We start from the raw sequence: 20,533 nt of genomic DNA, 5'->3' as shown, positions 1-20,533 counted from the left end.
CGGCATCGACACGGATGTTAGTGGCAGCAAGTAGTGCTTTTGCTTGAAATTGAAAGATAAGTTTGTCAAAATTAAGGAGATAATAAGGAAATTGAGAAAAACAGTTGGGTATATTAGTTTTTCAACTTTAATGTTTAGTTTAATGGAAATTGCACTTAAATTAGCGGGTGGGGCATTTGATCCAATTCAATTGAATCTCATTCGTTTCGCAGTGGGTGGATTAGTTTTACTACCAATTGCCTTGAGCGCCTTGAAAAAGCAGCATCGGCAACTAAACTGGCAGGATTTAAGACTGTTTGGTTTAACCGGATTTGTCTGTGTCATCATCAGTATGACGCTTTATCAGTTGGCCATTGTGTATTCTCCAGCAGCAACCGTTGCGGTGTTGTTCAGCTGTAATCCAGTTTTTGCCTTGATTTTCTCATATTTAATTCTCCATGAGCGTTTGGGCCGGGCTAATTTAATTTCTGTTATTGTGTCAGTAATTGGATTGTTAGTCATTGTTAACCCAACGCATATTAAAAACATAGTCGGCTTAACTTTAGCTGTTACATCGGCGTTAACATTTGGTCTTTATAGTATTATTTCCCGTTATGGATCACAAAAACGAGATTTAAACGGGATTGTGATGACTTGTTTCACCTTTTTAACAGGTACTGTTGAATTGTTTGTAATTATCATGTTAACGCATGTCCCTATGATTGGACGTGCAATGGGACAAGTTAGTTTCCTTAAACAATTTGTCAGTATCCCAGTTGTTCACAACATCAGTTGGCAATATTTACCACTGCTATTCTTCATCGGTGTCTGTGTAACGGGTGGTGGTTTTGCTTTCTACTTCTTGGCAATGGAAACTTCCGATGTTTCAACGGCTTCGTTGGTCTTCTTCATCAAGCCAGCCTTGGCACCAGTTTTAGCTGCTTTAATTTTAAGTGAAACAATTTCGTTACCAACGATTGTGGGAATTGTGATTATTTTGTTAGGATCGGTCGTCACATTTATGGGAAACCGTTCCAAATCAGTTCGTTCAGAAATGGGTCAACCTGTGTATCCTGAAAAAGATCAATCGGAAATTCAGAGTCAATTAGGAAATAAAGTCAAAAGTCACTTGGAAGATAAAGTGAAAGGTTTAAATTCAAATTTTGAAGACGAGGATTAAAAATGACTTACTTAGTCTTATTGCGGCATGGTCAAAGTGAAGCAAATCGTGATAATGTTTACACTGGTTGGAGCGATGTCCCGCTAACTCAGCAGGGAAGAGCTGAAGCTAAAAGGGCAGGCCAACTGATTGAACAAACACAGATTCAGTTTACAGATGTGCATACTTCACTTTTAAAGCGCGCAATTACAACGGCAGACATTGTCATGGATCAGATTCATCAGAACTGGTTACCGATTCACAAGGCCTGGCGCTTAAATGAACGTCACTATGGCGCTTTACGTGGCCAAAATAAGGATAAAACGCGAGAAATTTACGGTGTTCGTCAAGTTGCTTTGTGGCGCCGGAGCTTTAAGGCTGTTCCGCCGTTGCTAGAAGCGACTGAATCAGATCGGCGATACGTTGAGCTTGGAGACATCGAACCACGCGGTGAGAGCCTTGAGATGGCTTATAAGCGATTATTACCGTATTGGATAGATGAAATTGCACCACGTTTGCTAAATGGACAGAATCAATTGGTTGTAGCACACGGGAGTACTTTGCGTGCGTTGATCAAATACTTGGAAGAAATTAGTGACGAAGGTATTGATGGGGTTGAAGTGGCAAACGGGGAACCAATTGTTTACCAGTTTGATGACCAGTTGAAAATTATTAGTAAGAAGTTCTTAGATTAAAAATAAAGAGTTGCTTCAAGTTTGATCTGTTTTTTCAAACTTGGGTGGCTCTTTTTTTGTATTTGAGTTATTTAGTTAATTAAGGACAACTACACAACACAAGTCCAAAAAAATAGGAACGCCTACAGCAGGATTTCTCCTGCTTACAGCGCTCCTATTTATTTGAACTTTAACGTGTTGTTTAGTTCACTAATTTTAGGACAACTGCACAAATCAGTCCCACAAAAAATAAGCAAAGCTCCCAGCCAGGAATTCTCCTGACTTTCGCCTTACTTATTTTTGTGGGACTAACGATTTGTTTCGTTCACTAATCTTAGGACAACTGCACAACACAAGTCCAAAAAAATAGGAACGCCTACAGCAGGATTTCTCCTGCTGACAGCGCCCCTATTTATTTGAACTTTAACGTGTTGTTCCGTTCACTAATCTTTATATGCCAAAGCACCCATTGGATCCCATGGTAATAATTGAGTTGGTTCCTCAGCTTGTGCCTTACGTTGGGCTTCTGTTAAGAATTGTTTGTTCACAACAACTTGGTAGCAATACTCGCTCATCCAATCGTCTGTCATGACCATGTAACCCTTTGAGCCAACTTTTTCGCCCCAGCTGTTTTCGACTTTCCATTTCTTAGGTTCGCCGTCAACCAAATCAACACCTGTAATAACCATTGCATGTGTCATTAAGCTTTCGCTGTAATCCAAGCGTTCTGCCTTAGACATTGATAAATCAATATCGAAGAGGGCTTCTTCATCGTAAACGCCAAGATCCAATAATCCACGGGTTCTTGGTTCTGAATGCTGACCTACATCACAACCAAACCAAACGCTTTGACCAGCTTTAAGTTGGTTAATAGCAGCTTGCTTGAAGTCGTGCATTGTTAAGTTTAAATGTTTAACCTGACGGCCACCAACGACATTTCCCAACATTTCAATTGAGTAAGTATGGTTGAATGGTTTGTCATCTGTAGGAGCATTGATGATTGAAACGTACTCCTTAAGGTCCCAACCAACAAATTTTTCATAGAATGATTTGGGTGTTAAACCAGCTTTACGATGGTAGTTTTTGTCATCATCACGATATTCCCAGTCAAATGTTGCAGGAGGTTCGCCGAAACTGTATGAAGCCATCCGGTAAACTTCGCCTAACATTTTCTCTTTACGTGATTGAACCTGTTCATCTGATGTTTTGTCATCATTTACAAGTTCACGAAGTTCAACAGCATCTTTACGAAGCTTTTCGTTTAAGAGGGTGTTGAATTCGTTTGATTTGTTACTGTTGTAAGTTTCTGGATAAACTGATTCAGGAACGATACCATACTTGTCAATGAGGGCACATAACATGTCCCATTGGCCACCATCACCTTGAGGTTCGTTAGTTAACCATGAAACTTTACGGTCTGAAGTTGGTTTGTCGGCTGTAGCAATCACATTTTCGTAGAACCAGTTTGATTTCTCAAACTTGTCCCAGAAGAAAGTGTAGTTTTGTGAGAGTTCGAAATCTTTTAACTTAAATTCATCTGATAAATGATGACGCATTGTGTTTAATGCAGCAAACATCCAACAACGGCCACTTTGCTTTTGGTTAGCAACAGCACCTGTCTTTAAGTCAATTGAGAAAACGGGACTAAAATCAGCTCCGCCACGAAGGCCTTCACTAGTAGCTAAAATACCGTTCTTTGTAACCGCGCGTTCAAGGACTTTTGATTTGTTTTGTTCGTTATAATTCTTTGCGTAACGAGCAATTTGTTCTTTAGAAATACTATTATTACTCAATGTGTTCACTCCTAACCTATGATATATAAACATTGTAGTCGAAAAAGAATAATTAGTAAATGCTTAAATCTTGATTAAAAAACGATTTAGGGACGGGCTTGAATAACCTCGGGACCATTTTGCCGTCCGACGATGATTGTATTGACCATATCCAAAAAGAGACCTTGCTCAATGATTCCGACTTGTTTGATCAAGTAATCGGCTAGTTGATGAGGGTGTTTAATCTCACCTAAGTGTAAATCAATGACATAATTTTTTGAATCGGTTAAGACGTGATCGCCGTTTTCATTTAAACGAAATTCAGGATGAAGATTCTTTGCTTCTAGCTTTTTAAAAACTTGTTTGCTTCCATAAGGAATGACTTCCAAGGGGAGTGGAAATTTGCCAAGCGTGGTCACCATCTTTGATTCATCCACAATCCACATGACTTTAGTTGAATTGGTGGCGACAATTTTTTCGAAGAGGTGAGCAGCACCCCCGCCTTTGATACCCTGATAATCAGCGCTAATTTCATCAGCACCATCAATCGTTAAATCAATGTGATCCACTTCGTCGACTGATTTAACCGTAATGCCCAATGATTTAGCCTGAGCAGCTGTCCGGTTTGAGGTAGGGACACCAATGATGTGAAGATTTTCATTTTTGACACGGTCGCCCAGGGCATCCACCATAAATTTTACGGTTGAGCCTGTTCCAAGCCCCACCACCATGTTGTTTTTAATGAATTTAACAGCTTCTTGACCAACTAATTTTTTTAACTCATTTTGTTCCATTATTATGCTCCATTTCTTGTAAGCTATCCGCAGTTTGATTATTGGGAATTTGTGGATCAATTAAAGCTTGATATTCTGGATGATGTTTTAGATAGGACTGCGCGTAAGGACATAATGGGTAAATCGTCTTGTGTTGAGTTTGCGCATAAGTTAACATTTCGACCATTAATTGTTGTGCTAAGCCATGCCCACGTAAAGTTGGATCGACAAAGACTTGCTCGATCACCAATGTTTGTCCCTCACGAATGGGAAAATAAGTGACATCTCCACCAAGTTTATTTTGATGTTTAAAACTGATTTGCTTGCCATCGTTTATAAATTCCATACGGTCACTCCTCCTAATAAAATCAACGGTTTCTCACTAATTGTCCCTTGCTCTTTTTATAAAGTCAATTATAAACTTAATTTTCGAATGAATTAGTTTACAAAACGCGTCTACAAACGGATAATATACAAAGATTGAACCTTTTAATGCGAACTTATTTATTAGACGAAATAAGAGAGGAATTTTTAAAATGAAGCGTGGATTTGAAATTGTCTCAAAATATACAGAACAGGCTTTAAATTTGCCATACCGTTCCACTACTAATGCAGCAGGATATGATTTTGAAGCATCGAAGGATTTTATTTTGCCTTCAATCTGGAAACTGGATTTCTTGAAGGTTCTCTGGTCTCTTCATCACAACAAGCCAGTTACGGAAGATGATTTGGCGAAGGGAAGCAAAGAACTTAAACCTTTTTTAGTACCTACGGGAATTAAAGCCTACATGCAAAACGATGAATATCTGTTACTTGCAAATCGCTCAAGTAGTCCGTTGAAGCGCAGTATTATTTTACCTAATGGGGTTGGAATAATCGATGCCGATTACTACAACAATGAAGGCAACGAGGGTGAAATTTATTTTCAGTTAATTAATATGGGTTTACGAGATGTCACGATTAAAAAAGGGGAACGAATTGGACAGGGGATTTTTATGCCCTATCTTCAGGCTGATGGCAAAGACGAACGAGCTCAAGTCCGTAAAGGCGGTTTTGGTTCATCTGGCAAGTAAAAGCTTAAGGATTAGTAAAGTTATTTTAAGATTAATTGTTTCTTTGTGATTATGCTAAAATTGAAGGGGGCCAATACCACAATGGCAAAAGCAAAAACTCAGTTTGTTTGTCAAAACTGCGGGTACGTTTCACCTCGTTTCTTGGGTCGTTGTCCAAGCTGCGGACAATGGAATACTTTGGTTGAAGAACGAATGGGAGCCGAGAAAGAAAATCATAAGGCTCGGGTTAGTTTTGAAGGTAAACGGGCTAAACCACAAATCCTTAGCGAAGTTGATATGACTGAAGCACCACGAGTAAAGACTGGATTAAAAGAATTTAATCGTGTTTTAGGTGGTGGGATTGTTTCTGGGTCTTTAGTCCTAATTGGTGGTGATCCAGGAATTGGAAAATCCACTTTGATGCTTCAAATTTCAGGTCAATTAAGTGAGACCAAGCGCCGCGTTTTATATGTTTCTGGGGAAGAAAGTGCCGCACAAATAAAAATGCGCGCCGAGCGTCTGCATGTAGCTAGCGAAAATTTCTATCTATTTCCAGAAACAGATATGACAAACATTCAGGATGCTATCAAGAAAATCAAGCCTAGTTTTGTGATTATTGATTCGATTCAGACCATGCAGGAACCTGATATTCAGTCGGCAGTCGGAAGTGTGGCACAGGTTCGCGAAGTCACGGCTGAATTAATGCAGATTGCCAAAACCAATAACATCACGATTTTTATTGTTGGACACGTGACTAAAGGCGGTGCGATTGCAGGGCCAAAAATCCTCGAACATATGGTGGATACTGTGCTGTACTTTGAAGGTGATCTGCATCATACTTATCGGATTTTACGGGCAGTAAAAAACCGGTTTGGTTCGACAAATGAACTGGGAATTTTTGAAATGCGTGAATCTGGTTTGAACGAAGTGGCCAACCCTTCAGAGATTTTCCTTGAAGAGCGTTTGAAAGATGCAACTGGTTCGGCAATTGTAGTATCAATGGAAGGTACACGGCCCATTTTGGTTGAGGTTCAAGCGCTTATGACGCCCACAACCTATGGAAATGCTAAGCGGACGGCAAGTGGATTAGACCACAATCGAGTTTCATTGATTATGGCTGTTTTGGAAAAGCGGGCAAACTTCTTGCTGCAAAACCAAGATGCTTATCTGAAGGCAGCTGGCGGGGTGAAATTGGATGAACCAGCGATTGATTTGGCGATTGCAATTAGTATTGCTTCCAGTTATCGAAATATCGGAACGGACCCTATGGATGCTTTTGTGGGCGAAATTGGGCTGACCGGTGAGGTGCGACGGGTAAGCCGGATTGAGCAACGGGTGGCAGAGGCTCAAAAGCTTGGTTTCAAAAGGATTTACGTACCAAAGAATAACCTGCAAGGATGGACACCACCAAAGGGGATTCAGGTCGTTGGTGTGGCAACGTTGAGTGATGCGTTGAAGCGGGTGTTCCACTAGTAAGTTTTTCGAACGCAAGGAAGTTAAGATTTTGCGAATGCAAAATAGTCATTAATATCGAAAAGGAGCCAGTCCGACTAACCGGTTTAGCGGTAAAGCGAGGATGGACATCCGTATTGAGAACAAGATTTTGCGAATGCAAAATAGTCATTAATATCGAAAAGGAGCCAGTCCGACTAACCGGTTTAGCGGTGAAGTGAGGATGGACATCCGTATTGAAAACAAGATTTTGCGAATGCAAAATAGTCATTAATTTCGAAAAGGAGGGATGTTGATATGAAAAAAAATATTATTAAAGCTGTGTTTGCACTAGCAGGTGGAGCGTTGGGCATAATGCTCTTGCCGCCACTATGGGAATTAGCCTCGCTAGGCAATCATTGGTGGCTAAATAATTCAGTGATAAATTTCTTGATAGGTGCAATTATTTTCTTCATTATTTCACTATTTTTAGCTGGCTATGTTGAAAAATTAGTTAAGAGGTTAGAAAAACAAATTGCTAATATTCCACCAGTTCGACTGCTTTACGGTAGTTTATCAACGGTAGTGGGATTAATTTTGGCAATTTTGATTTCGACTTTGTTTTATCGTCAACCAATTTTCTTCTTAAATACAGTGATTCCAATTATTTTGATGCTAACGTTGGGATACTTAGGTTTTCGAATTGGAACGACCCAGGCTGATGAATGGCGGAAATTGTTTACGCGACGGAAAGAACCTGAAGGAGCAAAGAATGTCTTAGAACGGAAATATGAGGATAATTTCCATCACTATAAAATTCTTGATACCAATATTTTGATTGATGGACGAATTTATGATCTGATCAAAACAGGTTTCATTGAGGGCACGCTACTAGTTCCAAATTTTGTGTTATATGAATTACAATACATTGCTGATTCTTCTGATAGCATTAAGCGGGTTCGTGGACGACGCGGATTAGATATTTTAAACAAACTTCAAAACGAACATATAATTCCCGTTGAAATGTATGAAGGGGATTACCCAGAAATCGATGAGGTTGATAGCAAGCTGATTCGTTTAGCTAAGGATAAAGACGCGGTGATTGTGACCAATGATTACAATTTAAATAAGGTCAGTCAATTCCAGAATGTGCAAGTTTTAAATATCAACGCGCTTGCTAATGCGTTAAAGCCTCGGGTAATACCAGGAGAAAACATGCATGTAATGGTTGTGAAAAACGGAACTGAACGTCAACAAGGGGTCGCATATTTGGATGACGGGACCATGGTCGTGGTTGAAGAAGGAAAATACTTTATCAATCAGGAACTCGATGTTGTTGTTACAAGTGCGCTTCAAACAGATGCTGGACGGATGATCTTTGCCAAGCCATTGCATTCAACTCGTGGTATTTCAGATCGGAAACCAGATCAAAAAAAATCAGGCAAGTAATAAAAGTAAGACCCAAAAAGAAAGCTTTTTGGTCACTAGAGGGATTGTGCCTTTATTTATTCAGGCGGCAATTGTACAATTGATTAAGCAATAAAATGTGAAAAACTTAGAAAGAGGCGTTAATTTTGGCAAAAAGTAAGATTCGTGTTCGTTATGCACCAAGTCCTACTGGTCATTTGCATATTGGTAATGCGCGAACAGCACTATTTAACTATTTATTTGCTCGTCATTACAAAGGCAAGTTTATTATTCGAATTGAGGATACTGATACCAGTCGTAATATCAAAGATGGTGAACGTAGTCAGCTTGAAAACCTCAAGTGGCTCGGTTTGGACTGGGATGAAGGTCCAGATAAACCTGGCGATTATGGTCCTTATCGTCAATCTGAACGAAAGGCAATTTACTTACCTTTGATTCAGGAACTGATTGATAAAGATTTAGCTTATGAATCTTATGAAACTGAAGAAGAACTTCAGGCACAACGCGAAGCTCAAAAAGCTCGTGGCGAAATGCCTCATTATGAATATGAATATGCTGGAATGTCTGAAGACGAAAAACAAGCCAAGATTGCTGAATCTAAGGCAGCCGGTTTAGAACCAGTTATTCGTTTCCGGGTTCCTGAGCATAAAACTTACGCATGGGATGATGTCGTTAAGGGTGAAATCTCATTTGACTCAAGTACAATTGGTGGCGATTTTGTCATTCAAAAACGTGATGGGATGCCTACCTATAACTTTGCAGTGGTTGTCGATGATCACAAGATGGAAATTTCCCACGTATTCCGTGGCGATGACCATGTTGCTAATACACCAAAACAGTTGATGATCTACGAAGCATTTGGTTGGGAACCACCTAAGTTTGGGCATATGAGCTTAATTATTAACAGTGAAACTGGTAAGAAATTAAGTAAACGTGACGAAAGTGTCCTTCAGTTTATCGAACAGTATCGTTCACTAGGCTACTTACCAGATGCCATGATGAACTTTATCGTGCTCCTTGGTTGGTCTCCTGTTGGGGAGAGCGAAATTTTTACCCAGCGTGAATTAATCAAAATGTACGATGAAAAACGCTTGAGTAAGTCACCAGCTGCATTTGACGGTAAGAAATTGGAATGGATTAACAACCAATACGTCAAGGCTGCTGATGAGGACCGGGTAATGGATTCTGCATTGAAGCAATTAATTAAAGCAGGAAACATTGAAAAAGGTGCCTCACCAGAACGTATTGAATGGGCTCGAAAGTTAATTAATCTGTACAAACGTCAAATGAGTTACACCGCCCAAATTAACGAGATGGCTGATTTATTCTTTAACGGACCAGATGAAATTGATGAAGAATCTAAGCAAGAAATGGCTGCAGATACTGCTTTACCAGTATTAAAAGCAATTTATGCTCAATTTGAAAAAATGGAAATCTTTGATACGGTTGAAATTTTGGCATCGATCAAAACTGTCCAAAAAGAAACTGGTGTCAAAGGACGTGCTTTATGGATGCCAATTCGAATTGCGATTACGCATGAAATGCACGGACCAGAATTGCCAGAAACAATCGAGTTGTTAGGTCAAAAGACTGCAATGTCACACCTAAAAGCTATGATTGACGAAATGGCCTAAGTTATTTAAGCAAAAAGCTAAAGTGACACGCAGTTTTTTATAAATTGTGTGTCACTTTTTTTATTTGGTGAGGTTATTTTTTGGTTTTCTGGGTTGAAAACAGGATATGTGATAAAATCAAAGCAGATAAAAAAAGGAAAAGAGGCCGTTTGAATGATTAATCTTTATAATACAATGACACGACAAAAAGAGCCGTTTCAGCCGATTACGCCTGGGGTAGTGAATATGTACGTCTGTGGCCCCACTGTATATAATTACATTCATATCGGTAATGCACGGAGTATCATTGCATTTGATACAATCCGTCGTTATTTTGAGTATCGCGGATTTAAAGTGAAATTTGTTTCTAATTTCACCGATGTTGATGATAAAATGATTAATACTGCTAAAAAAGATGGAATTACTGTTCCTGAATTAGCTGAAAAGTTTATCCAAGCATTTATGCAAGACAGCAAAGCCATCAATGTGGAGCCGGCAACAATGAATCCGCGGGCGACACAAAACGTGCCCGAAATTGTGGGCTTTATTCAGGTTTTGATCGATAAGGGTTATGCCTATGTTTCTTATGGAGATGTGTATTACCGAACCCGCAAATTTGCTAACTATGGTGAATTATCCGGTCAAAATATTGATGAACTTGAGCAGGGTGCTAGTGAGCATATTAATGATGAAGAAACAGCACGTAAGGAAGATCCAATTGATTTTGCATTGTGGAAAGGTGCCAAAGGTGATGAAATATCGTGGGATGCACCTTGGGGCAAGGGTCGACCTGGCTGGCATATTGAATGTTCAGTCATGGCAACTAAGTATTTAGGTGAGACCATTGATATTCATGCAGGTGGTGAGGATCTGGAGTTTCCCCATCATGAAAATGAAATTGCGCAAAGCGAAGCCAAAACAGGCAAAAAGTTTGCTAACTACTGGATGCATAATGGGTTTGTAACGGTTGGTGACGAAAATGAAAAGATGAGTAAATCTCTTGGAAACTTTGTGACGGTTCATGATATTGTTGATAAAATGGATCCGCAGATTTTACGTTTGTTTATGGCGACAACCCAATACCGCCGACCAATTCAATATACACGTGAGAATTTAGAAGAAGCTGGTAATAATTTAGCTAAGCTGAAAAATGCCTTTGCTAATCTTAATTATCGTTTTAAAAATGCTGAATCTGGTTCTGATGGTGATACTGACAGACGAGTTGAGGAACTTATTAAGCAGTTTACAGACGCTATGGATGACGATTTCAATGCGCAAAATGGAATTGCGGTTGTCTATGAGTTGGCAAAGGTTTTAAATGTCTACAGTGAAAAAGAAACCGTTAAGCTGGATACTTTAGAGTTGTTAAAAAACACTTTTATCCAATTGGTCAGCATTTTTGGGATCCAATTAGAAGAAGGACAATTAGAAGACGAAACCATCAAACAGCTTATTGTAGAGCGAGATACAGCTCGTGATAATAAAGATTTTAAGCGTAGTGATGAGATTCGCGATCAATTAAAAGAACAGGGTATTAACTTGGAGGATACTCCCCAAGGAACTCGGTGGAAGAGAGCATAAAGAATGACAGAAAATGATACGTATAAACAACTAAACGGCATTGCGCTTGCCTATTTAGGCGATGCTGTTTATGAAGTTTACATTAGGCGACATCTTATTAATAAAGGGATCACCAAACCCACCAAGCTGCATCATACAGCGACTAATTTTGTTTCTGCAAAAGCTCAGGCAGCCCTGATCGATGCAATGAAGGAACAAGAAATTTTAAGCGAAACCGAAACTGAGTATTTCAAACGGGGACGTAATTCTAAGAGCCACACGTCTGCGAAGAACACTTCAGTTTTAACCTACAGAATTTCTACCGGGTTTGAAGCCTTAATGGGTTATCTTTCATTAAGTGGTCAGCAAGAACGTTTGGATTGGCTCGCAAATTGGTGTATCACGCAAGTTGAGGAAGGAAAAATAACACATGCCACAAAATAACCGTAACGAGAATCAACCTAGCAATGAATCTAGTGAGGCCCAAGGTGATTTTATTATTGGCCGTCACCCTGCAGTCGCAGCATTAAGATCGCAACAAACAATTAACAAAGTTTTTATTCAGGAAAATTTAAAATCAGATGCGATTCATGACATTGTCAAGTTAGCTGAAAAGCGGAAACTGATTGTCTCAATCGTCCCTAAACGTAAGCTAGATCATTTAGCTGATGGCGAAAATCATCAAGGGGTGGTCTTAGCAATTGCTGCTTTTGAATATGCTACGATTGATGAGGTCTTTCAAAAGGCTAAGGATCAAGATGAAGCACCTTTTATCTTGATTTTAGATAATATTGAGGATCCCCATAATTTAGGCTCGATTTTGAGAACGGCTGATGCGGCGGGTGTGCATGGCGTAATTATTCCTAAACATCGCGCGGTTGGATTAACCAGTACAGTTGCTAAAACCTCTGCAGGAGCCATTGAGCATGTACCAGTTGTGCGCGTGGTTAATCTTGTAAATACTGTCAAAGAGTTAAAAAAACAGGGGATGTGGATTTTTGGGACCGATATGGATGGTACCGATTATCGAAAATGGGATGCAAAAGGTTCCGTTGGCTTGATTATTGGAAATGAAGGAAAAGGAATTTCGCCACTGTTGAAAAAACAAGTTGATGAAACTCTGGCGATTCCAATGATTGGACAGGTGCAAAGTCTAAATGCCAGTGTGGCTGCCAGTCTGTTAATTTATCAAGGCTTTTCTACACGGCATCCACTGTAAATAAATTATTTAATAATAACGATTGTCAGGCATGTAAAGTGGCTGCCAATCGTTTTTTTTATTATAAAATAAGTTTAAACACACGTTCGCTTGTCGATACACGGCATAGTTTGATATATTATTTTCTTGAGGAGGCTGGTTAGGAGTAACTAATGGTAAATTTTAATCAGCAAGTTGACGCAACCCAAGAGGCTGAGCTAATTAATAACAGCAAAATGGGGGACTCAGCTAGTTTTGAAATCTTGTTCAAAAAGTATTGTCCCATCGTGATTCATATCAAAGATAAATATTTTTTACGCACCTATGATGTCGATGACTGGATGCAAGAAGGCCGTTTTGTGTTTTTTAATACACTAGCAAACTATGATGCAAACCGGCATATTACATTGGGAAAGTATTTTCAATCTAACTTTCAAAATCGCGTCTACAGTTTAATTCGCCGTGAGATGGCATTTAAACGACGTTCAGATTTGTTCTGTAATTCACTGGAAGCGATGAAAGATGAGAGCGGTGAATACGAACAGCTGTTTATGACAAAACATGGCGGTCCAGACGAAATGGTGGTACTAAAAGAAGACTGTGAACGTTATCGTTCCGATCTTTCCGGATTCGAAGTACAAGTTTTTAACCATTACTACAGAGGCAAAAGCCCAGTTGAAATTGCAAAACTGTTGAATTGTGACAGTTCGCGGGTGTTAAATGCAGTCAGTCGTTGTCGGAATAAACTTTCAAAACGGGTTTCAAAATAAATTAAAATGGGGTGTGAACCCTATTTTTTTATTTCTTTAAAAATACTTGACAGATGTTTGCTTGAAATTGACATGACGGGTTGCAAATGATAAAGTTAAGTCTGATTAATTAGGGAGATAAACTATGTCACAAAAACAAATTGCTTTAGCCTGTTCAGTTTGTGGATCGCGAAACTATACGGTGGCTGCTAATCCTAACCGAACAACAAGATTAGAAGTTAAAAAATATTGTAAACACTGCAACAAACACACAGTACATCGAGAAACACGCTAGGAGGAAAATTTCAATGAAATTTATTAAAAGTGTTATCCAAGAGATGCATGAAGTCACATGGCCAAATGGTCGCCAACTTCGTAAAGATTCCTCTTCGGTCATTGGATTATCAGTATTCTTCATTGCTTTCTTTGCTTTGGTAGATTGGGTAGTTCAATTACTCTTAGGATTACTTCAGTAAGGTATGGCGTTAGTTGTGTTTTTTTGATACAATGTACTTGTTGGAACTTCGTGTAGACGGAGTTTTTTTATTTTGTTTTAAAAATAGAAATTAGATGCGATTAGATTTTAAAAGGAGAAATAACATTGGAAACAACAGAGAAAAACTGGTACGTTCTGCATACTTATTCAGGTTATGAAAACAAAGTAAAGGCTAACTTGGAATCCCGTTCACTTTCTATGGGAATGGAAGACAATATTTTCCGTGTTGTCGTTCCCGAAGAAGAAGAGCATGAAAATAAGAATGGTAAAGACAAAGTTACCATGAAAAAAGAATTTCCTGGATATGTTTTAGTGGAAATGGTCATGTCTGATCAGGCTTGGTATATTGTTCGAAACACACCAGGTGTCACTGGTTTTGTTGGTTCTCATGGTTCGGGTAGCAAGCCATCACCATTACTACCTGATGAAGCAGAACAGATTCTTCGTCATTTAGGGATGTCTGTTCGTCACGCCACAATTGATGTTGAAGTAGGCGAGACCGTGAAAATTGTTGATGGCGCGTTCTCTGGTTTAACAGGTAAGATTACTGAAGTTGATAACAAGAATATGACGCTAAAAGTTAATATCAATATGTTTGGTCGTGAAACAAGTACCGAACTTGATATGGAGCAAATTGATAAGTTAGATTAGTTGAATCTGGCAATCCAGGTTTAAGTTATCATAAATTCAAGATTGTTCTTTTGATGTTTGCATGGTATACTTTGAAAGTATGCTTTGCATATAGAAACGCGTGGGAGAGGAAATTTAAATCCTCATCATAACCACACACGGACTTATAAGGAGGTATGTCTCGTGGCAAAAAAAGTCGCAAATTTAGTTAAATTACAGATTCCTGCCGGAAAAGCAACTCCAGCTCCACCAGTTGGTCCTGCATTAGGTCAAGCAGGTATCAATATTATGGGATTCACAAAGGAATTCAATGCACGTACAGCTGATCAGGCTGGCATGTTAATTCCTGTTGTAATCACGGTATATGAGGATCGTTCATTCGATTTCATTACAAAGACTCCACCTGCTTCTGTTCTCTTGAAGAAAGCTGCCGGTGTTGAACATGGTTCCGGTGAACCTAACACAAACAAGGTTGCTACTGTAACCAAGGATCAGGTTAAGGAAATCGCCGAAACAAAAATGCAAGATCTAAACGCTGCAAACGTTGAGTCTGCAATGCGCATGGTCGAAGGTACTGCACGCAGCATGGGCTTTGAAGTTAAAGACTAAGTTGTTGTAGTCGGATACTCCATTAACATGGATGTATCAAGTGGGAGGAAAATCCGATAAAACCACATTTGCAAGGAGGAAAACACAGATGGCAAAAAGAGGTAAAAAGTATCAAGATGCTTTAAAGCAGGTTGATATTACAAAAGCATATGCACCAAAGGAAGCTTTGGAGTTAATCAAAAAGATTGATTTCGCTAAGTTTGATGCAACCGTTGAAACGGTATTCAAATTAAATGTAGATACAAAACAGGCTGACCAACAATTGCGTGGTGCCGTTGTTTTGCCAAACGGAACTGGTAAAGAACAAACAGTTATCGTTTTTGCTAAGGGTGAAAAAGCTAAAGATGCTGAAGCTGCTGGTGCTGATGTTGTCGGTGACGATGATTTGGTACAACGGATTCAGGGTGGCTGGCTTGATTTCGATGTTGCTGTTGCAACTCCTGATATGATGGCACAAGTTGGACGTTTAGGTCGTGTACTTGGACCTAAAGGTTTAATGCCTAACCCTAAGACAGGGACTGTCACAATGGATGTTAAAAAGGCCGTTGAAGAGTCTAAAGCTGGTAAAGTAACTTACAGAACTGACCGTGACGGTAACGTTCATGTGCCAATTGGTAAGGTATCATTCGATGCTGATAAGTTATTAGGTAACTTAGATGTTATTGAGGATACAATTGTACGTTCACGTCCAGCTTCCGTTAAGGGAACTTATGTTAAGAACGTATCTGTTACTTCAACATTTGGCCCTGGGGTTCATGTTGATCTTTCTCAATTCTAATTTGAATTGAATGTTGACATGGAACTTGTTTCTATGGTAACTTGGATTAGTAAATTATAATAAAATTTGCCTAAGACTCAGGTGACGATTTCGTCTCAAACTGCCTGCCGAGGAACGTAGAAATGTAAATTTCCGCATCCGAAGTCTGGGTGCGGATTTTTTATGGTTTAAAAACTTGCTGGAGGTGAAAATTAATGAGTAAAGAAGCAATCGCTAAAAAAGCTGTTGTTGTTGATCAAGCTACTGAGTATTTCAATAATGCTGCTTCTGCAATCGTTGTTGATTCTCGTGGATTAACAGTTGCTGAAGATACAGAATTACGTAAGGAATTACGTGAGGCTGGCGTTACGTTGCATGTAATTAAGAACAAGATCTTAACACGTGCCGCTGAAAAAGCTGGTTTTTCTGATTTAAACGATATCTTTGTTGGACCAAGTGCTGTTGCATTTTCTGATGAGGATCCAGTTGCACCTGCTAAGATTTTGAAGAAGTTTGCTGATGAACATGACGCTCTTGAACTTAAGGGTGGTATGATCGAAGGTAAGGTAGCTTCAATTGAAGAAATTGGAGTTTACGCTTCAATGCCTAGTCGTGATGACTTGCTCAGCATGCTTGCTAATGTATTACAAGCACCTGTACGCAATGTGGCATACGCTGTTAAAGCTGTTTCAGACAAGAAGTCTGAAGAAGACGCTGCTTAATTTTAATTAAAATTAGACATACAAAAAATGGAGGAAACAAAAATGGCATTAGACAAAGACCAATTTATTGAAGACTTAAAAGGTGCTTCAATTACTGACTTAAACGATTTAGTTAAAGCTATCGAAGACGAATTCGGTGTTTCAGCTGCTGCTCCAGTTGCTGCTGCAGGCGCTGCTGGTGGCGACGGTGCTGCTGCTAAATCAACATTCACTGTTGAATTAACAGAAGCAGGTTCAGCTAAGGTTAAAGCAATCAAGGCTGTTCGTGAAATCACTGGACTTGGCTTGAAAGATGCTAAGGACCTTGTTGACAAGGCACCTTCAGCTATCAAAGAAGACGTTTCAGAAGATGAAGCAAACGATGTTAAAGCTAAGCTTGAAGAAGCTGGCGCTGTTGTTACAGTTAAATAATAATACTTGCTATATCGAAGAAGCTCACATTTTGCGGGCTTCTTTTTTGTTGGAATTGTAAGCTCCATGGTTGGTACTGTTCAGAAAAAAGTAATTAAGGCTCCGGTTTTTGTATAAAATTAATTCATAATCTGTTATGTCAATCGGTAAGGAAAAATGTCTCAATAATCATTGAACATCCTTGTCAAATTTAAATCTCATATGCCATATGATTTGCTCCTTTTTCGGAATACCCAATTGTACGCAAATAGTCGCGATAATTGGCTCTCCTCCATGGGTGGTTCATAGAAGCCTTGGGCTTCTTGTTCTTTGGGGCCATATTAGATGGTTTTTCAATAATAACCTCGAAAGCTGGCGAAACTAAGTCATGATCTGCAAGCGGATGTAAATCAAATATTTGATCTGCATCTGTAGTAGCGTAAAGCTTACCAGTTAAAGTTTTAACGATTAAGACCTTAGTTCGTGGTTTTAAACAAACTAGCTTATCTGATTCAAATAATTGATATTCCTGATTATTTAATTTGACAGTGTGACCAGATGAAATTGAGCGCTCTCGAGTTGTGATTAAAATCTGATCAATTTCTGAAGATGTAAGTTGTTTGTCAAAGCCACTCGTGTTAATTTTAATAGGTAAAGCAAACTTTTGATTGAATTCTTTTACAAATGGGTTGAGGAAGTCGTTAGCTTGCTCAATTGTCGTTGTATTTGCTAGTTTAAGTTCATTTAAAAGTCGGCTTTGTAGTGTTTCAAAAAGGCGTTCAATTCTGCCTTTGGTTTGCGGTATGCTAGTCACTGAGAGTTTGGTTCCCAGTGACTTACACGCATAACCGAATTGAGTGAGTGGGTTTTCCTTCGTTGGAGAATCTGCTTTTTTGTTTGAGTTAAAAACCGTTCTTCGGTCTGTTAAAATCTCATACGGGATTCCAAAAGAAGTCAATATTTGAGCCATAACTTGATAATAAGCGTTTAACGTTTCTTCGGTATCAAAGTAGGGGCCAACAATCGCACCACTATAATCATCAATCGCGGCATGTAGATAAGTCTTTGTATTGCCGAACCAGAGCTCAACCGAGGCATCCATCTGAATAAGTTCACCGGCAAATTTTTTCCTAGCGCGTGACGGATGAGCCTTTATTGCTTCCACTGGTTCAACAACTTGTAAGGTCTTTTCGTCACGTTTAGACAAAGCCTGCCGTTGTTCCTTGAGCTTTAATTCTTTGCGTATTTGTCTTTTGGTATTGTGATGAGCTTTGGGTGACAGAACCCGATGGGTTCTAAGTATTCGTCGTAAAGTTGATTCAGAAACTTGAATACCTTCTCTACTTAATAAAAACTCATAGAAATGGGAAATATTGAAGCCTTGGTAATCAGTTTCATACAGCTTAATAATTCGATTGATTTGTTTGGTTGAGATCTTATTCTGTGGCTTTTTGCCAGTATTGCCATGCACAAAGCTAGATTTACCCTTAGTTCGATATTTGATTATTAATCGATCAATTTGTCGTAATGATAGATTTAATTCAATACTAGCTCGACAACGATTCTTTCGTTCATTAACTACTTGCTGAATTACTTGATATTTGTGGTCTTCTTTCACTGTTAAAACAACCTTTCTCATGTTGTCCACCTCCATTAACTATTTTGCCGGAGGTGAAACATATTTGCGAGACATTTTTGCTGACCAATTAGTTAAGACATTATCACTGGCGAACAACATTCATAATCTGTTATGTCAATCGGTAAGGAAAAATGTCTCAATAATCATTGAACATCCTTGTCAAATTTAAATCTCATATGCCATATGATTTGCTCCTTTTTCGGAATACCCAATTGTACGCAAATAGTCGCGATAATTGGCTCTCCTCCATGGGTGGTTCATAGAAGCCTTGGGCTTCTTGTTCTTTGGGGCCATATTAGATGGTTTTTCAATAATAACCTCGAAAGCTGGCGAAACTAAGTCATGATCTGCAAGCGGATGTAAATCAAATATTTGATCTGCATCTGTAGTAGCGTAAAGCTTACCAGTTAAAGTTTTAACGATTAAGACCTTAGTTCGTGGTTTTAAACAAACTAGCTTATCTGATTCAAATAATTGATATTCCTGATTATTTAATTTGACAGTGTGACCAGATGAAATTGAGCGCTCTCGAGTTGTGATTAAAATCTGATCAATTTCTGAAGATGTAAGTTGTTTGTCAAAGCCACTCGTGTTAATTTTAATAGGTAAAGCAAACTTTTGATTGAATTCTTTTACAAATGGGTTGAGGAAGTCGTTAGCTTGCTCAATTGTCGTTGTATTTGCTAGTTTAAGTTCATTTAAAAGTCGGCTTTGTAGTGTTTCAAAAAGGCGTTCAATTCTGCCTTTGGTTTGCGGTATGCTAGTCACTGAGAGTTTGGTTCCCAGTGACTTACACGCATAACCGAATTGAGTGAGTGGGTTTTCCTTCGTTGGAGAATCTGCTTTTTTGTTTGAGTTAAAAACCGTTCTTCGGTCTGTTAAAATCTCATACGGGATTCCAAAAGAAGTCAATATTTGAGCCATAACTTGATAATAAGCGTTTAACGTTTCTTCGGTATCAAAGTAGGCGCCAACAATCGCACCACTATAATCATCAATCGCGGCATGTAGATAAGTCTTTGTATTGCCGAACCAGAGCTCAACCGAGGCATCCATCTGAATAAGTTCACCGGCAAATTTTTTCCTAGCGCGTGACGGATGAGCCTTTATTGCTTCCACTGGTTCAACAACTTGTAAGGTCTTTTCGTCACGTTTAGACAAAGCCTGCCGTTGTTCCTTGAGCTTTAATTCTTTGCGTATTTGTCTTTTGGTATTGTGATGAGCTTTGGGTGACAGAACCCGATGGGTTCTAAGTATTCGTCGTAAAGTTGATTCAGAAACTTGAATACCTTCTCTACTTAATAAAAACTCATAGAAATGGGAAATATTGAAGCCTTGGTAATCAGTTTCATACAGCTTAATAATTCGATTGATTTGTTTGGTTGAGATCTTATTCTGTGGCTTTTTGCCAGTATTGCCATGCACAAAGCTAGATTTACCCTTAGTTCGATATTTGATTATTAATCGATCAATTTGTCGTAATGATAGATTTAATTCAATACTAGCTCGACAACGATTCTTTCGTTCATTAACTACTTGCTGAATTACTTGATATTTGTGGTCTTCTTTCACTGTTAAAACAACCTTTCTCATGTTGTCCACCTCCATTAACTATTTTGCCGGAGGTGAAACATATTTGCGAGACATTTTTGCTGACCAATTAGTTAAGACATTATCACTGGCGAACAACACACTGGCGAACAACATTCATAATCTGTTATTGACTTTACCAGAAGTGAATGTTAAATTAAGTAAAAGTTAAAAATATTAAGTGTTGATGAGAAGAGTAGAGCTGAACAACTTCTAAAAGAGAGCCTTTGTTGATGAAAAAGGGCGTTGTTTAAAAGCTTGAAGATGATCTCGAAATTGGAAAGTGGTCGTTATCTGGCTGGTTTCCCGGTA

22 protein-coding genes and 1 other annotated feature are annotated in these 20,533 nt (G+C 38.9%); of the genes, 17 read left to right on the top strand and 5 right to left on the bottom strand.

Going from position 1 to position 20,533, the window contains the following annotated elements; all coding sequences use genetic code 11:
• Positions 1–91: 91 nt before the first annotated feature.
• Positions 92–1,159 (top strand): DMT family transporter, encoded by a 1,068-nt coding sequence (locus PI20285_RS07340; RefSeq protein WP_057773863.1) that lies wholly within the window; start codon positions 92–94, stop codon positions 1,157–1,159.
• Positions 1,160–1,161: 2 nt separating this feature from the next.
• The gene (locus tag PI20285_RS07335) at positions 1,162–1,833 is read left to right on the top strand and encodes a 2,3-bisphosphoglycerate-dependent phosphoglycerate mutase (RefSeq protein WP_057773862.1); all 672 of its coding nucleotides are present in this window, start codon (positions 1,162–1,164) and stop codon (positions 1,831–1,833) included.
• A 422-nt stretch (positions 1,834–2,255) separates the two neighbouring features.
• Here the strand turns inward: PI20285_RS07335 and PI20285_RS07330 are convergent, their stop codons facing one another.
• The 3 genes from PI20285_RS07330 to PI20285_RS07320 are packed head-to-tail and all read right to left on the bottom strand — an operon-like array spanning position 2,256 to position 4,703.
• On the bottom strand, positions 2,256–3,638 hold the full coding sequence (locus PI20285_RS07330; protein ID WP_057773859.1) for a C1 family peptidase: 1,383 nt from the start codon (positions 3,636–3,638) through the stop codon (positions 2,256–2,258).
• 53 nt (positions 3,639–3,691) lie between these two features.
• Positions 3,692–4,378 (bottom strand): ribose-5-phosphate isomerase RpiA, encoded by a 687-nt coding sequence (rpiA, locus tag PI20285_RS07325; RefSeq protein ID WP_057773858.1) that lies wholly within the window; start codon positions 4,376–4,378, stop codon positions 3,692–3,694.
• On the bottom strand, positions 4,365–4,703 hold the full coding sequence (locus tag PI20285_RS07320) for a GNAT family N-acetyltransferase (protein WP_057773856.1): 339 nt from the start codon (positions 4,701–4,703) through the stop codon (positions 4,365–4,367). Before PI20285_RS07320 ends, rpiA begins: the two co-directional genes overlap by 14 nt.
• A 190-nt stretch (positions 4,704–4,893) precedes the next feature.
• Here PI20285_RS07320 and PI20285_RS07315 point away from each other — a divergent pair, with 190 nt between their 5' ends.
• The 15 genes from PI20285_RS07315 (at position 4,894) to rplL (ending at position 17,013) form a co-directional block, all read left to right on the top strand.
• Positions 4,894–5,430: a dCTP deaminase/dUTPase family protein gene (locus PI20285_RS07315; protein ID WP_057773854.1), complete on the top strand. Its 537-nt coding sequence runs from the start codon at positions 4,894–4,896 to the stop codon at positions 5,428–5,430.
• An 81-nt stretch (positions 5,431–5,511) separates the two neighbouring features.
• Positions 5,512–6,882: a DNA repair protein RadA gene (radA, locus tag PI20285_RS07310; RefSeq protein ID WP_057773852.1), complete on the top strand. Its 1,371-nt coding sequence runs from the start codon at positions 5,512–5,514 to the stop codon at positions 6,880–6,882.
• 276 nt (positions 6,883–7,158) lie between these two features.
• Complete coding sequence (locus tag PI20285_RS07305; RefSeq protein ID WP_057773850.1) at positions 7,159–8,289, top strand: PIN/TRAM domain-containing protein; 1,131 nt, start codon at positions 7,159–7,161, stop codon at positions 8,287–8,289.
• A 125-nt stretch (positions 8,290–8,414) separates the two neighbouring features.
• Positions 8,415–9,902, top strand: a complete 1,488-nt coding sequence (gltX, locus tag PI20285_RS07300) for a glutamate--tRNA ligase (RefSeq protein ID WP_057773848.1) — start codon at positions 8,415–8,417, stop codon at positions 9,900–9,902.
• A 153-nt stretch (positions 9,903–10,055) separates the two neighbouring features.
• Positions 10,056–11,462: a cysteine--tRNA ligase gene (gene cysS / locus PI20285_RS07295; protein ID WP_057773846.1), complete on the top strand. Its 1,407-nt coding sequence runs from the start codon at positions 10,056–10,058 to the stop codon at positions 11,460–11,462.
• A gap of 3 nt (positions 11,463–11,465) precedes the next feature.
• Entirely contained in the window at positions 11,466–11,885 is a 420-nt protein-coding gene (locus PI20285_RS07290; protein WP_057773845.1) for a Mini-ribonuclease 3, read from the top strand.
• Entirely contained in the window at positions 11,872–12,660 is a 789-nt protein-coding gene (gene rlmB, locus PI20285_RS07285) for a 23S rRNA (guanosine(2251)-2'-O)-methyltransferase RlmB (protein ID WP_057773843.1), read from the top strand. The genes PI20285_RS07290 and rlmB overlap by 14 nt, the downstream gene beginning before the upstream one ends.
• 152 nt (positions 12,661–12,812) lie before the next feature.
• Positions 12,813–13,409, top strand: a complete 597-nt coding sequence (locus PI20285_RS07280) for a sigma-70 family RNA polymerase sigma factor (RefSeq protein WP_057773841.1) — start codon at positions 12,813–12,815, stop codon at positions 13,407–13,409.
• Between the two features lie 124 nt (positions 13,410–13,533).
• Positions 13,534–13,683, top strand: coding sequence for a 50S ribosomal protein L33 (gene rpmG, locus PI20285_RS07275; RefSeq protein WP_082623284.1), 150 nt, complete (start codon positions 13,534–13,536; stop codon positions 13,681–13,683).
• A gap of 13 nt (positions 13,684–13,696) precedes the next feature.
• Positions 13,697–13,864, top strand: coding sequence for a preprotein translocase subunit SecE (gene secE, locus PI20285_RS07270; protein WP_057773839.1), 168 nt, complete (start codon positions 13,697–13,699; stop codon positions 13,862–13,864).
• Positions 13,865–13,989: 125 nt separating this feature from the next.
• The gene (gene nusG, locus PI20285_RS07265) at positions 13,990–14,535 is read left to right on the top strand and encodes a transcription termination/antitermination protein NusG (RefSeq protein ID WP_057773837.1); all 546 of its coding nucleotides are present in this window, start codon (positions 13,990–13,992) and stop codon (positions 14,533–14,535) included.
• A 162-nt stretch (positions 14,536–14,697) separates the two neighbouring features.
• Positions 14,698–15,123 (top strand): 50S ribosomal protein L11, encoded by a 426-nt coding sequence (gene rplK / locus PI20285_RS07260; protein WP_057773835.1) that lies wholly within the window; start codon positions 14,698–14,700, stop codon positions 15,121–15,123.
• An 88-nt stretch (positions 15,124–15,211) separates the two neighbouring features.
• Positions 15,212–15,901 (top strand): 50S ribosomal protein L1, encoded by a 690-nt coding sequence (gene rplA / locus PI20285_RS07255; protein ID WP_057773833.1) that lies wholly within the window; start codon positions 15,212–15,214, stop codon positions 15,899–15,901.
• A gap of 51 nt (positions 15,902–15,952) precedes the next feature.
• Positions 15,953–16,072, top strand: a sequence feature (ribosomal protein L10 leader region).
• A 23-nt stretch (positions 16,073–16,095) separates the two neighbouring features.
• Positions 16,096–16,602, top strand: a complete 507-nt coding sequence (gene rplJ, locus PI20285_RS07250) for a 50S ribosomal protein L10 (protein WP_057773831.1) — start codon at positions 16,096–16,098, stop codon at positions 16,600–16,602.
• Positions 16,603–16,644: 42 nt separating this feature from the next.
• The gene (rplL, locus tag PI20285_RS07245; RefSeq protein WP_057773828.1) at positions 16,645–17,013 is read left to right on the top strand and encodes a 50S ribosomal protein L7/L12; all 369 of its coding nucleotides are present in this window, start codon (positions 16,645–16,647) and stop codon (positions 17,011–17,013) included.
• A 190-nt stretch (positions 17,014–17,203) separates the two neighbouring features.
• On the opposite strand, the gene PI20285_RS07240 is transcribed toward rplL, so the two are convergent.
• Both PI20285_RS07240 and PI20285_RS07235 read right to left on the bottom strand, forming a co-directional pair.
• Complete coding sequence (locus PI20285_RS07240) at positions 17,204–18,631, bottom strand: ISNCY family transposase (protein ID WP_158694982.1); 1,428 nt, start codon at positions 18,629–18,631, stop codon at positions 17,204–17,206.
• 165 nt (positions 18,632–18,796) lie between these two features.
• On the bottom strand, positions 18,797–20,224 hold the full coding sequence (locus PI20285_RS07235) for an ISNCY family transposase (RefSeq protein ID WP_057775614.1): 1,428 nt from the start codon (positions 20,222–20,224) through the stop codon (positions 18,797–18,799).
• Between the last annotated feature and the right edge of the window lie 309 nt (positions 20,225–20,533).

Source organism: Pediococcus inopinatus (assembly GCF_002982135.1).
Classification (GTDB): Bacteria; Bacillota; Bacilli; order Lactobacillales; family Lactobacillaceae; genus Pediococcus; species Pediococcus inopinatus.
The sequence above is the reverse complement of the archived record's forward strand: the minus strand, read 5'-3'. Positions and strand labels throughout refer to the sequence as shown.